The 12,620-nt window shown below is 61.6% G+C and carries 12 protein-coding genes; all 12 read right to left on the reverse strand.

The features are described from left to right. Positions 1–72: 72 nt before the first annotated feature. The 12 genes from AC1DVE_RS12135 to AC1DVE_RS12190 all read right to left on the reverse strand — a co-directional run bounded on the left by AC1DVE_RS12135 (position 73) and on the right by AC1DVE_RS12190 (position 12,524). On the reverse strand, positions 73–1,437 hold the full coding sequence (locus AC1DVE_RS12135) for a flagellar hook-length control protein FliK (protein ID WP_477783949.1): 1,365 nt from the start codon (positions 1,435–1,437) through the stop codon (positions 73–75). A gap of 100 nt (positions 1,438–1,537) precedes the next feature. Continuing rightward, positions 1,538–1,888: an Hpt domain-containing protein gene (locus AC1DVE_RS12140; protein WP_223456451.1), complete on the reverse strand. Its 351-nt coding sequence runs from the start codon at positions 1,886–1,888 to the stop codon at positions 1,538–1,540. A 30-nt stretch (positions 1,889–1,918) separates the two neighbouring features. After that, positions 1,919–3,625, reverse strand: coding sequence for a fused response regulator/phosphatase (locus tag AC1DVE_RS12145; RefSeq protein WP_223456450.1), 1,707 nt, complete (start codon positions 3,623–3,625; stop codon positions 1,919–1,921). Between the two features lie 5 nt (positions 3,626–3,630). Next, positions 3,631–3,930: an STAS domain-containing protein gene (locus AC1DVE_RS12150; protein WP_223456449.1), complete on the reverse strand. Its 300-nt coding sequence runs from the start codon at positions 3,928–3,930 to the stop codon at positions 3,631–3,633. A gap of 89 nt (positions 3,931–4,019) precedes the next feature. After that, positions 4,020–4,469 (reverse strand): flagellar export protein FliJ, encoded by a 450-nt coding sequence (gene fliJ / locus AC1DVE_RS12155; protein WP_223456448.1) that lies wholly within the window; start codon positions 4,467–4,469, stop codon positions 4,020–4,022. A 6-nt stretch (positions 4,470–4,475) separates the two neighbouring features. Continuing rightward, positions 4,476–5,834 carry a flagellar protein export ATPase FliI gene (fliI, locus tag AC1DVE_RS12160; RefSeq protein WP_150724464.1) on the reverse strand — a complete coding sequence of 453 codons (1,359 nt, stop codon included), beginning with the start codon at positions 5,832–5,834 and terminating at the stop codon, positions 4,476–4,478. Next, a complete protein-coding gene (gene fliH, locus AC1DVE_RS12165) occupies positions 5,824–6,621 on the reverse strand; it encodes a flagellar assembly protein FliH (protein ID WP_223456446.1) in 798 nt (265 codons plus the stop codon). The genes fliI and fliH overlap by 11 nt, the downstream gene beginning before the upstream one ends. Positions 6,622–6,625: 4 nt before the next feature. Further along, the gene (gene fliG / locus AC1DVE_RS12170) at positions 6,626–7,645 is read right to left on the reverse strand and encodes a flagellar motor switch protein FliG (RefSeq protein ID WP_007983391.1); all 1,020 of its coding nucleotides are present in this window, start codon (positions 7,643–7,645) and stop codon (positions 6,626–6,628) included. Next, on the reverse strand, positions 7,638–9,425 hold the full coding sequence (fliF, locus tag AC1DVE_RS12175; protein WP_477783950.1) for a flagellar basal-body MS-ring/collar protein FliF: 1,788 nt from the start codon (positions 9,423–9,425) through the stop codon (positions 7,638–7,640). The genes fliG and fliF overlap by 8 nt, the downstream gene beginning before the upstream one ends. A gap of 16 nt (positions 9,426–9,441) precedes the next feature. Then, complete coding sequence (fliE, locus tag AC1DVE_RS12180; protein WP_223533310.1) at positions 9,442–9,768, reverse strand: flagellar hook-basal body complex protein FliE; 327 nt, start codon at positions 9,766–9,768, stop codon at positions 9,442–9,444. A gap of 171 nt (positions 9,769–9,939) precedes the next feature. Continuing rightward, positions 9,940–11,325: a sigma-54-dependent transcriptional regulator gene (locus AC1DVE_RS12185; protein ID WP_223536587.1), complete on the reverse strand. Its 1,386-nt coding sequence runs from the start codon at positions 11,323–11,325 to the stop codon at positions 9,940–9,942. A gap of 5 nt (positions 11,326–11,330) precedes the next feature. Then, complete coding sequence (locus AC1DVE_RS12190; protein WP_223533312.1) at positions 11,331–12,524, reverse strand: sensor histidine kinase; 1,194 nt, start codon at positions 12,522–12,524, stop codon at positions 11,331–11,333. Between the last annotated feature and the right edge of the window lie 96 nt (positions 12,525–12,620).

Genomic DNA, 12,620 nt, shown 5'->3' on the forward strand with positions numbered 1-12,620 from the left:
CATTCATGTTGACTGACACACCGCTTTCGCGAGCAAGCCCGCTCCCACATCAGGGGTTGGTGGGCAGCCGGGTCAGGCGTAGTAATCGACCGCGCTGGAGCCGATCACGCGGGTGGTATTGGCAGCCACTTCAGCGACGCTCGGGGCCACGTCGTCATCCATTGAATCGAGGCGACCGCCGCTGGCACTGGTCCGCCCGCTCTGGCTTTGCCGGGCTTGTTCCTGCCCTTGCTGCGAACCACGGGACTGGTCCGAAACGTTGACATCGACCTGCCCCATGCCCTGCTGCGCGAACATGTCGCGCAAGCGATGGACCTGGCCATCCAGCGCCTCACGGACCCCCGGATGCGCACTCATGAACGTGACCTGGGTCTGTTGATCGGGAACCATGTTCACCCGAATGTCCAGGCGCCCGAGTTCAGCGGGCTGCAACTGGATGTCCGCGGCCTTGAGATTGGCGCTGGACAGGTACATGACCCGGTTCACCACCTCTTCGGTCCAGCCGCTCTGGTGCATGGCGATCGGCTGGTTCACCGGCAAGGCATTGGCTGTCTTCGGTGTGGCCGCCTGGGTCAGCGCGGCCAGACGGTTGGCGAAATCATCGACACGGGTGTCGCTGCTGGCGGATTTGAGATCCTTCAGGCCGTCATCGATCAAGCCGCTGAAAGCCTTGTCATCGCCCTGGCTGGTGCTGTTCTTGTCGCCCTGAACATCCAGCAGGGTCGCCATGCCGGCGGCAAAGTTTTGCGCCGGTGTCAGCTCACCGTCGGCCTGGGCTTGCGCCTGTGTCGGAGCAGCCTTGGGCTGCGCCTGGCTGGAAGCCGATACGTGATCGCTCTGCTCCATCGCCAGCCGCACCGCCGGCAAGGCGTCGAGCGGATCGGTCGAGGGGTCGAAATCGCCGTCGGTAGTGGCCAGCGCTGGAGCGATTGCAGCCCTAGCCGTAGCCGCGGCGGCAACTGGCGCTTCAACGGCAGGTTGCACGGTGTCGGCCACGGCGGGGGCTACCGGTGCCGGCACGACTGGCTGAAGGACTGGCTGCAATGAAGGATCAAGCGCCGGATCGAGCAGTGCGGCATCGACGACCGGGGCGGGGTCGGCATCTGACGCCTCATCGCCGGCGGTCTTGTCGTCAGCCTGCACCGGCGTGTCGGCAGGCAAGGATTTGCCGCCATCGGCAACCACCGGTTCCTCGGCGGCAGGTTTGTCGTCGCCGGCGTCTTTTTTTCCGGCGACATCGCAGTTTTTTTCGTGACTCGGCTTGACCGAGGCATCCGCCAACGCATCGGGCTTGCTCTGGGCCTGGCTGGCGTAGACATGAGCGAAGCTTGCGGCCTTGTCCCCGGGCTCAGCAGTCAGCGCCGGAGGATTGGCGCAGGCCGCTTGAATCTTGGCCTGCCTGGAGGCCTGAAGCAGAATGTTGGGGGTAACGGGCATGAAACAGTCTCCGCTGCACGGGGCTCGTAAGTACAGTTGGACGAGTTAAATGCAAAGGCCGAGCCAATTTCACTCGTAGGAGACCAAATGCAGCGTATGCTCAGATTTTTGCTGGGCAACGCTGTCGTTCAGCTTCGTACAGAGGCCGGATAGCGGCGAATTCGCGGTCGATTTCGCCGACCAGTTCCTGAACGGCGGCACATGACAGGTTTCTGGCCTGCTGCTCAAGTTGATGGCAAAGCTCGGTCAGCCTGACTGCGCCCATATTGCTGCAGCTGCCTTTGAAACTATGGGCAGTTTCAACGAGCAGTGCGACACTGTCAGCTGTTCTCAAAACGCTCAGGCGCTCTTCGGAGTCCGCAAGAAAGATATCCAGCAGATCCGGATACCCCTCTTCCATCACTTCCTGCAACGCACTCAGCACGCCGCGATCTACATGTTTGTCGTCCACTTGCTCACTCCTTGATCAAGAATGCGCGGATTATGCCGCAGCCTTCCAGATAAACTCCACGCGTGCACTTCGACCATCGTCGGTCCAGCGGGCATTACGCCCCAACTGACGGATCAGACTGACCCCACGTCCCGACAGGCGGATGTCATCCACAGGTCTTGCCATCACCCGCTCGACATCGAAACCCTTGCCGCTGTCTTCGATGTGAATCGTCAGGCAACCGCCGTCGTCTGTTGGCGCCACCTGTAAATGTAACCGTACATAGCCTTCCTGAAGTTCGTCCAGCCGGGTATTGCGCTCTTGATAATACCGCGCAAACCCCGAGGCATCGCGCTTGAGGCTCGAATCCAGCCCCAGCACGCCATGCTCCAGCGCGTTGGAATAGAGTTCCGCCAGCACACTGTAGAGCGCACTGCTCTGAGCCCGAAGGCCATGCACCTCAAGCAGCAACTGCAACAGATAGGGTAAGGGATTGAAACGCTTGAGCGTGGCGGCGCGAAACTCGAAACTCACCGACCAGTCCAGCGGGCAGGACTGGCCGCTGTCGGAGTAGACCAACGCCGGTGCAGTGATCTGTGCCTGCTCCAGCAGGCTGATTTCGACCATGCTGACATCGTCGCGCGCTTCTCCGCCAAAATGACGCAGCGCCTGCTCGATCTCTTCGAACAGCGCATCTGGCTGGCGATTGGCGGCAAACACCTGCTGCAATCGCTGCACGCCAAACAACTGTTCATTGGCGTCGCAAGTGTCGATCACCCCATCGGACAGGAGAAACACCCGATCCCCGAGCGCCATGGGAAACACCTCGGTACGCTCATCGAAGGACTCCGGGCTCAGCACCCCCAAAGGCAGGTGCCACGCCGGCAGAGGCGTTCGCTCGCCACTGGCAACACGATGCAGGTAACCGTCCGGCATGCCGCCGTTCCAGACTTCCACCGAACGACGTTGAAAACTCAGGCACAGCAACGTGGCACAGCAGAACATGTCCACCGGCAGAATGCGCTTGAGCTTGGCATTCATCTCGCGCAGGGTTTCCGCCAGGCCGTAGCCCTTGGCGGTCATTCCGTAAAAGACTTCGGCCAAGGGCATGGCGCCCACTGCCGCCGGCAGACCGTGGCCGGTGAAGTCGCCCAGCAGCACGTGCATGTCTCCGGCCGGGGTGAACGCGGCCAGCAACAGGTCGCCGTTGAACAGCGCATAGGGCGATTGCAGATAACGGATATTCGCAGCGGCATTCAGGCAGCCGGAGTGCGCCACCTTGTCGAAAACGGCCTTGGCCACACGCTGTTCGTTGAGCAGGTAGTCGTGGTGCCGGGCGATCTGGTCACGCTGTTGCAGCACGGTGTCCTGCAAGCGCCGCAAGCGATCCATCGCCTTGATCTTGGCAGCGAGAATCACCTGGTTGTAGGGCTTTGCCAGAAAGTCGTCACCGCCGACTTCCAGGCAGCGGGCCAGGGCTTCGCTTTCGGACAACGAAGTGAGGAAGATGATCGGCACCAGGGTTTCCCCGGCCAGGGCTTTGATCTGCCGGGCCGCCTCGAAGCCGTCCATGACCGGCATCATCGCATCCATCAACACCAGGTGCGGTTGCTGCTGGCCAAACACGTCGACCGCTTCGGCGCCGTTGGCCGCCGTCAGCACTTCGTGCCCCAGGCGGCGCAGGATGCTCGACAGCAACAGGCGATCGGCGGCGCTGTCCTCGGCAATCAGGATCGTCAGCGGCTCCAGTGGTTGCATGGCAATCAACTGATGTCGAACAATTTGTCGAAGTTGGAGATGGCGAGGATTTTGCGCACATCGGTACTGCTGTTGACGACGCGCACATCGGAGTCGTCGCCACCGGCGTGATCGCGCAGCAAAAGCAGCATGCCCAAGGCCGAGCTGTCGAGGTAAGTGGCCTCTTTCAGGTCGACCACAACCGCCGATAGCTGTTTATCTTCGTAGGACTGACGAAATTCCTGATGCTTGGCGAAATCGAATCGTCCTTTGACCGATATCGTCAACTGTTGCCCATCAGGGGACACTTCGGTAACGACTGACATTCAATGGCTTCCTTGTCTTTGGAGAACGTTTAGAAGGTTTAGCACCAGCTGTGGATGGGGGCAAGCCAGCCTGTTTTTCGAAAGCCCGCTCAATAGGGGTTCTCGCGCGGCAAACGCTGGGACAATTCATCCAGCAGTTTCTGTTCGCGCCGGTCTTCAAGCGCCCGCGCTTCATCGGCATAGCGCTGAACCAGCTTGCGCAAACCTTCGACCCGGGCAAACGCCTGCTGCCAGGTTTCCCGGGCCTTGTTCAGGTTGTTCTGATGCCAGGCCAGGCTTTGCCGCTGCTGGTCGATGGCCGTGCCCAGTTGCGCGAGAAAGCCCTGATAGCCCAGCAGCCATTGGCCCGAGACGCCGCCGCTACCGCGCACGATCCATTGTTCCTGATAGTCGAGACGAAAAGCTTCGAGGTCGGCGAGTTTGCTTTGTGCCAAACGCACCTGCCCCTGAAAGTGCCCCAGGCGCTGAACCGCGGTTTTCTCGGCCTTTTCGGCCATTTCCACCACCGGCGCCAGCCGTCCCGCCCGACTCAGGGCCATGATCGCTTAACCGCCTGCCGCAGGCGCGAAGATCGAGGCCAGATATGCCTCGCTTTCGCCCAGGCTGATGCTGTCGTTGAGGCCCTGGCGCAGGTATTTGACCAATTGCGGTTGCAGGGAAATCGCCAGATCGGTCTCGCGGTCACCGCCGGCGACATAGGCACCGACGCTGATCAGGTCGCGGCTCTGCTGATACCGCGACCACAATTGCTTGAAATATTGCGCACGGGCCATGTGTTCCGGCGACACCACCGCCGGCATCACCCGGCTGATGGATGCCTCGATATCGATGGCCGGGTAATGCCCTTCCTCGGCCAGGCGCCGGGACAGCACGATGTGCCCGTCGAGCACGCCTCGCGCCGAGTCGGCAATCGGGTCCTGCTGGTCATCGCCTTCGGATAGCACGGTGTAGAACGCGGTGATCGAACCACCGCCCTTCTCCGCGTTGCCGGCCCGTTCCACCAGTTTCGGCAGCTTGGCGAATACCGACGGCGGATAGCCCTTGGTCGCTGGCGGCTCGCCGATGGCCAAGGCGATTTCCCGCTGGGCTTGGGCGAAACGGGTCAGCGAGTCCATCAGCAACAGGACATTCTTGCCCTTGTCGCGGAAATACTCGGCGATGCGCGTGCAATACATCGCAGCACGCAGTCGCATCAGCGGCGCATCGTCCGCGGGGGACGCCACCACCACTGAACGCTTGAGCCCTTCTTCACCGAGGATATGCTCGATGAACTCTTTAACTTCACGACCCCGCTCACCGATCAGCCCGACGACGATGATGTCGGCCTCGGTGAAGCGCGTCATCATCCCCAGCAGCACCGATTTACCGACACCGGTACCGGCGAACAGCCCGAGCCGTTGACCGCGACCGACCGTCAACATGCCGTTGATGCAACGGATGCCCACGTCCAGCGGTTCGCTGATCGGTTCGCGCTTGAGCGGGTTGATGGTCGGGCCATCCATTGGCACCCAGTCTTCGGCCTTCATCCCGCCCTTGCCGTCCAACGCGCGACCGGCGCCATCAAGCACCCGCCCGAGCATGCTCATGCCCATCGGCAAACGTCCGGTATCGGACAAGGGAACAACGCGGGCGCCGGGTGCGATACCGGCGACGCTACCGACTGGCATCAGAAAGACTTTGCTGCCGGAGAAGCCCATCACTTCGGCTTCGACCTGCACCGGGTGATAGCTGTCGTCGTTGATCACCATGCAGCGACTGCCCATGGCGGCGCGCAAGCCTTCGGCTTCGAGGGTCAGGCCGACCATGCGCAGCAAGCGGCCCTCAAGGATCGGCGCGCCAGCCAATTCAGTCGCCTCGGCATAACTGCCCAGGCGCTTGGCGAAGCTGGTGCGTTCAAGGCGCATCAGGTGCATCCGCTTCTGGCGCGGTCGCAGGTTTGCTGTCGATCGGCAGTTCCAGGCTCAAGTCCGGCGCGGCCGGATGCAAGGTTTGCTCGTGCAACTGATCGAACAGCTTGTCCATCACCTGCACGATGCGAGTTTCGACCGTGGCGTCGATGCGGCTGTGTTCTGTCTCGACCCGGCAACCGCCGGGCAATAGCGATTCGTCCTCGACGATGCGCCAGGTTTCTTCATGGCGTTCGCGCAGGGCTTTGACCTGTGCGAAATCCTGCGGATTGATGTACAGCCGCACATTGCCCACGCCCAACGGCAACAGCTTGAGCGCCTCGCGCATGACGTGTTCGATCTGCGTCGAGTCGATGGCCAGTTCGCGCTGGATCACCTGTCTGGTGATGTGTTGCACGAGGTCGACCAAGGACTTTTCGATCTGGGTGTCCTGCTCGGCGATGGGCTCGAACAGATGGGTCATCAGTTGCTCCAGGCCGGCAAGCTTCGGCGCCAATGCCTGTTCGGCTTCCTGGCGGACCTTGAGCGTGGTGCTGTGGAAACCCTCTTTCTCACCCACCGCGAAACCTTCGTTGTAGGCTTCCTGGCGAATGCTTTCGAGCTCTTCGAGGGTCAGTGGCTGGACTTCCTCCAGCGGCACTTCCTCCATTTCCGGCGGCTCGGGTTCAGGCTCAGGTTCCGGCTCGGGTTCCGGCGGGTCGAAGCTGGGCAGCGCCCAGGTATCGAAGCCACTGACATCCCTGGCCCGGATCAGGTCAGTAGGCGCTTCATCATGCTTGGCCATGGTGTTAGATCATTTCCTCGCCGCCTTTGCCGCCGAGAACGATTTCTCCGGCTTCGGCCATACGGCGGGCGATGGTGAGGATTTCTTTCTGCGCGGTTTCCACGTCGCTGACGCGCACCGGGCCCTTGGCTTCCAGGTCGTCGCGCAACAGTTCGGCCGCACGCTTGGACATGTTCTTGAAGATCTTTTCCTTGACGCCTTCGTCCGAGCCCTTGAGGGCGAGCACCAATACATCGGAGGACACTTCGCGCAACAGCGCCTGGATCCCGCGGTCGTCGACATCGGCCAGGTTGTTGAAGACGAACATGAGGTCCTCGATCTGACCGGACAGGTCTTCGTCGACTTCGCGGATCGAGTCCATCAACTGGCCTTCGATCGAACTGTCGAGGAAGTTCATGATGTCCGCTGCGCGCTTGATGCCACCCAGGGTGGTGCGTGAGGCATTCGAGTTGCCGGAGAACTGCTTCTCGAGAATCTGGTTGAGTTCTTTCAGGGCCGCTGGCTGAACGGTGTTCAGCGAAGACACTCGCAGGATGATGTCCAGCCGCACCTTGTGGTCGAAGTTGCCGAGCACTTCACCGGCCTGGTCCGGATCGAGATACGCCACCACGATCGCCTGGATCTGTGGGTGCTCGTAACGGATCACGTCGGCAACGGCGCGCGGCTCCATCCACTTCAGGCTGTCGAGGCCGCTGGTGTTGCCACCGAGCAGGATGCGGTCAATCAGGCCGTTGGCCTTGTCTTCGCCCAGGGCCTGGGTGAGCATCTTGCGCACATAGTCGTCGGAGCCGACGCCCAGGCTGGTCTGGTCGCCGACGATATCGACGAACTCGCTCATCACCTGCTCGACCTGCTCGCGGTGCACATTACCCATCTGGGCCATGGCCACGCCCACGCGCTGAACCTCTTTAGGGCCCATGTGGCGCAGCACCTGGGCCGCGTCGGTGGAGCCCAGGGACAGCAACAGGATTGCGGCCTTGTCGACCTTGGACAGTTTGGCGGCAACGGCTCGGTTATCACTCATCTGCGTTAATCCACTCTTTCACGACCTGGGCCACACGACCCGGATCTTCTGCCACCAGACTCTTGATTGCGTTCAATTGAGCGTCATAGCCTTCGCTCGGGCTCGGCAGCAGAATGCTTTGCGGACCACCGAGGCTGACACGGTCGTTGGCCAGTTCGCCATCCAGACCGCCCATGCCCCCCAACTCGACGTCGCTACCCAAGCCAACAAGCTGCTTGCCCTTGCCGCCCCCGGTGATGTTGTTGAGCACCGGACGCAGCACCCCGAACACCAGCACCAGAATGAACAACACACCCAGCACTTGCTTGACGATGTCCCAGAACCACGGCTGGGAGTAGAACGGAATATCGGCAATCACTTCACCGCGTTCGGCGGAGAACGGCATGTTGATTACGCTGACGCTGTCACCACGGCTGGCATCGAAGCCGACCGCGTCCTGCACCAGACGCGTGAAGCGCGCCAATTCATCGGCGCTCCAGGGCGCACGGGTGGTTTCGCCGTTGGCCGGGTTGATCTTGACCTGATCATCGACAACCACCGACACCGACAGGCGATTCAACCGGCCCTGCTGCTGCTTGGTGTGGCTGATGGAACGGTCGAGTTCGAAGTTCTTGGTCGATTGTTGACGCTTGTCCGCCGGGTACGGCGCGAGCATCGGCTGACCGGTGGCCGGGTCCATGATTTGCTGGCCGTTGGCATCGATCAGCGGCTGGCCTGGCTGCACCATGCCCGCCGACGCTGTGGCGCCACCGGTGGTTTGCGGTGCGGAGGCCGGCGACGGAGGCTGGTTGCTCAGGGCACCCGGCACACCTTGCGGGCCATTGCTGGCGGTACGCTGTTCGTTGACCGACTGTTCGCTGCGCAATGCCGGCTGGTCCGGATTGAACTGCTCGGAAGTCGACTCGACCGCGCTGAAATCCACGTCAGCCGAAACTTCGGCCTTGTAACGGTCGTTGCCCAGCACCGGCTGCAAGATGTTGTGCACGCGCTGGGTGAGCATGCTTTCCATGCGACGGCTGTAGTCGAACTGCTTGCCGGCCATGGTCAGTTCGGAGTTTTCCGCCTGATCGGAGAGCAGGTTGCCCTTCTGGTCGACCACAGTGATCTGCGACTTGCTGAGTTCGGGAACGCTGGTCGCCACCAGGTTGATGATGGCCACGATCTGGCCGGGTTCGAGGGAGCGACCGGAATAGAGTTCTACCAGAACCGAAGCGCTCGGCTTGCGCTCGTCGCGCACGAACACCGAACTTTTCGGGATCGCCAGGTGCACGCGGGCACCCTTGACGTTGTTCAGGCTGGAAATGGTGCGGGCCAGTTCGCCTTCCAGGCCACGACGATAGCGGGTCGCTTCCATGAACTGGCTGGTGCCCAGTCCCTGTTCCTTGTCGAGGATTTCAAAACCGATGTTGCCGTCGCTGGGAGTGACACCAGCGCCCGCGAGCTTGAGCCGCGCGCGGGACAGGTCATCGGCCTTGACCAGCAAGGCACCGGAATTGGGTTCGACGGTGTACGGGATATCGGCGGAGGCCAGGGTATCCATGACCTGCTTGGCGTCCATGCCGGCAAGGCTGCCGTACAGAGGCCGGTAGTCCGGTTGCTGAGACCACAACACCACGGCAAAACCAATCGCCACGCTCGCTGCCAGGCCGACCAACAGGCCCACCTGACGCAACATGGTCATCTCGGAGAGGTTTTCCAGGAAGGACAACCCGAACAGCGGCGGCTTGCCGTCTATTGGAGTGGCCTTGGCCGGAACGTTATCGGCGACTGCTTCTGCCATGACTCAATCTCGTCCTTTAAACCGGCATCTGCATGATGTCTTGGTAGGCCTGAACCACTTTGTTTCGCACTTGGGTCAACGCCTGGAACGACACGCTGGCCTTCTGCGAGGAAATCATCACGTCGGTCAGGTCGACGCCGCTTTTGCCGATTTCAAACGCACTGGCCAACTGCGTGGAAGCCTGCTGGGTGTCGTTCACTTTATTGATGGCCTGACCGAACATGTCGCGAAAGCTGCTGCCCGACAGTTCAGGGACGGCAGTCGATTTCGGCGCAGACATGGCATCCATTTGCATGGCGCGCATATCCAGCATCAACCGATTGAATTCAATACCTTGGCTCATGGTTTCTCTCTTTGACGACCCGCAATTTTTTGACACTCACTCGGCGGGTAATGAGGTGTTAGCAACAAGGGTGCCAGCTCCGTGACTGCTCTAAACAAAAGCCAATTCCGGGCTTTGCTCAACCGTGAACCACCGCTCCCACATTTAGATCAGTGTTGATTCCGTCAACTTTCAGGTGGAGAACAAGTAGCCTTCCACATCCATGCCGGCATCGCGCATCTGCGCCAGCTTGTAACGCAGGGTTCGCGGGCTGATACCCAAGCGTTCGGCCGCCTCTTTGCGACGACCGCGCTCGGCGCGCAAGGTATCGATGATCATCTGGAATTCACGGCGACGCAGGTCATCACCCAGCGCACCAGCCGACTCGGATTCGACTTCCACGGCACGCATCGGCGCCTGCGCCAATGCAGGCAGAGGAGCGCAAGCCACCGGCCCGGCCAGGCAGAAATCCTGCGGCTGGATCAAGCCACCCTGCTGCAGAATCAGCGCACGCTGAATCGCGTTGTCCAGTTCACGCACGTTACCCGGCCACGGATAACCGATCAGGCACGCCTGGGCCTCGGGCGACAATCTGGCAGCCGAATGCATCATTTTATTGACGTGCCTGGCCAGCAGGCGCTCGGCCAGCGGCAGGATGTCGGCGGTACGCTCGCGCAATGGGCGCCAGGCCAGGGGAAATACCGACAGGCGATAGTAAAGATCTTCGCGGAAGCGCCCCGCCGCCACTTCACCCGCCAAGTCGCGATTGGTGGTCGCGACCACGCGAATGTCCAGCGTGATCGGTTTACGCGCCCCAACCCGTTCGACCTCGCGCTCTTGCAGCACACGCAGCAGTTTGGCCTGGAGCCCCAGGGGCATTTCGGAAATTTCATCGAGCAGAATGGTGCCGCCGTCGGCCTGCTCGAACTTGCCGGCTTGCGCGGCAATGGCGCCGGTGAAGGAGCCCTTCTCGTGACCGAATAAGGTCGCCTCGAGCATGTTGTCCGGGATCGCTGCGCAGTTGATCGCAATGAACGGCTGACGGACGCGATGAGAATGCTGATGGATGTAACGTGCCAGCACCTCCTTGCCCGTGCCCGACTCGCCCGAGATCAACACCGTGGAATCGCTGCGCGCGACCCGCGCCGCCAACTCGAGTAACTGCGCGCTCGCCGGCTCGAACGCTACCGGCCCTTCGCCTTCGGTCAGGCCGAGACTGCCCGGGGCATGACACGCCACCAGATCGAGCAACGCCTTGGGCTCGAATGGCTTGACCAGGTAGTCCGCCGCCCCTTGGCGCATTGCATCGACCGCACGCTCGACCGCACCGTGAGCCGTCATCAGCAACACCGGCAACTGCGGCTGCCGCGCTCGCAGCAGGCCCAGTAACTGGTGGCCATCCATGCCCGGCATGTTGACGTCGCTGATCACCAGGCTGAAGGCCTCGCCACCGACGGCAGCCAATGCCTCTTCCGCCGAACCCACCGCCTTGTAATCGTGCCCCGCGAGCAAGAGCGTATCGGCCAGCGCCTCGCGCAACGCGCGGTCGTCCTCGACCAGCAGAACCTTGATACCCATCTGCGTCACTCCGCTCCTTGAGCGCTGCTGAACAACGGCAGGATCACCTGTGCGCAGGTGCCGCGGCCGAGCCGTGAGCGCAGCTGCAATTCGCCCTGATGAGCACGCGCCACTGCCTTGACCACGGTCAGGCCAAGACCCGTGCCAGTGGTCCTGGTGGTAAAAAAGGGTTCACCCAATCGCGCCAGAACGGCCGCATCGATGCCGCTGCCACTGTCACTGACGCACAGGCGCAGGTTGTTGCCGCGGGTGTAGAGGTGAATCTTGAGGCGCAATCGACCGGCACTGGCCTGGATGGCGTTCTCGATCAGATTGAGGATCGCGCCGACCAGGGTGTCGCGATTGCACAGCAACTCCCCCGAGTGACTGTCGCACTGCCAGCGGATCGGCAGATCCTGCACGTGGGTCAGCGCCGCCGCTTGCAACGATTGCATCAGTTGACCAGGCGTCACGCGGTCGGTCAGCGGCAACTCGCCACGGGCGAAGACCAACATGTCGCGCACCTGGTGCTCCAGTTCGTGCAGGCGCTCCTTGAGACGCCCGGCAAAGCGCTGCTGGGTAGCGACCGGCAGCTCTTGCTCGGTCAGATGACTGGCATACAGCAGCGCGGCGGACAACGGTGTGCGTATCTGATGAGCCAACGAAGCGACCATGCGCCCCAGCGACGACAGACGCTCATGACGGGCCAGTTGATCCTGCAGATGGCGGGTTTCGGTCAGGTCGTTGAGCAACACCAACTGGCCGGGCTCGGCGTCCAGCGAGCGCGTGGCGATCGACAGACGCCGACCATCCTTGAGGGAGATTTCATGACCATCGTCTTCGCGCGGCGCAAAACAGCGGGCAATGACGTGGCGCCACAATTCGCCTTCGAGCGGTAAACCCAGCAACTCGCACGCCGCCGGATTGGCTTCGCGCACAATGCCCTGGGCGTCAATGACGATGACACCACCGGGTAACAGATCAAGGAGGTTTTGCAGGCGGTTGGCCAGGCGTTCTTTTTCCGCCAGCTCCTGCATGCGCTGCGCACTGACCACCGCCAATTCACCCTTGAGCTCGGCGACCCGGGCTTCAAGCATGCTGTAGGAATCGGTCAACTGACTGGACATCTGATTGAACAGCACGAATGCCTGCTCAAGGCCAAGCCGGCTCGCCTGCTCTACGGACGACGGTTGCACCGAAGCATCAGGGACAGGAGACATCTGGGCGGCTTGGGGCATTGTGCTCTCTCGCTTGGCTGACCGTCAGTGAAACGGAACGTTGCGAGGGATGTAGCAATACCCGTGCCTAAAAAAAAC

This window comes from Pseudomonas sp. P4_B4, from assembly GCF_056402255.1.

Coding starts and splice junctions, on each gene's coding strand:
- AC1DVE_RS12145 (WP_223456450.1), bottom strand. CDS start 3,625: ATGCAACCACTGGAGCCGCTGACGATCCTGATTGCCGAGGACAGCGCC.
- fliF (WP_477783950.1), bottom strand. CDS start 9,425: ATGGCAGAAGCAGTCGCCGATAACGTTCCGGCCAAGGCCACTCCAATA.
- fliH (WP_223456446.1), bottom strand. CDS start 6,621: ATGGCCAAGCATGATGAAGCGCCTACTGACCTGATCCGGGCCAGGGAT.
- fliE (WP_223533310.1), bottom strand. CDS start 9,768: ATGAGCCAAGGTATTGAATTCAATCGGTTGATGCTGGATATGCGCGCC.
- AC1DVE_RS12135 (WP_477783949.1), bottom strand. CDS start 1,437: ATGCCCGTTACCCCCAACATTCTGCTTCAGGCCTCCAGGCAGGCCAAG.
- AC1DVE_RS12150 (WP_223456449.1), bottom strand. CDS start 3,930: ATGTCAGTCGTTACCGAAGTGTCCCCTGATGGGCAACAGTTGACGATA.
- fliJ (WP_223456448.1), bottom strand. CDS start 4,469: ATGGCCCTGAGTCGGGCGGGACGGCTGGCGCCGGTGGTGGAAATGGCC.
- AC1DVE_RS12185 (WP_223536587.1), bottom strand. CDS start 11,325: ATGGGTATCAAGGTTCTGCTGGTCGAGGACGACCGCGCGTTGCGCGAG.
- fliG (WP_007983391.1), bottom strand. CDS start 7,645: ATGAGTGATAACCGAGCCGTTGCCGCCAAACTGTCCAAGGTCGACAAG.
- AC1DVE_RS12190 (WP_223533312.1), bottom strand. CDS start 12,524: ATGTCTCCTGTCCCTGATGCTTCGGTGCAACCGTCGTCCGTAGAGCAG.
- fliI (WP_150724464.1), bottom strand. CDS start 5,834: ATGCGCCTTGAACGCACCAGCTTCGCCAAGCGCCTGGGCAGTTATGCC.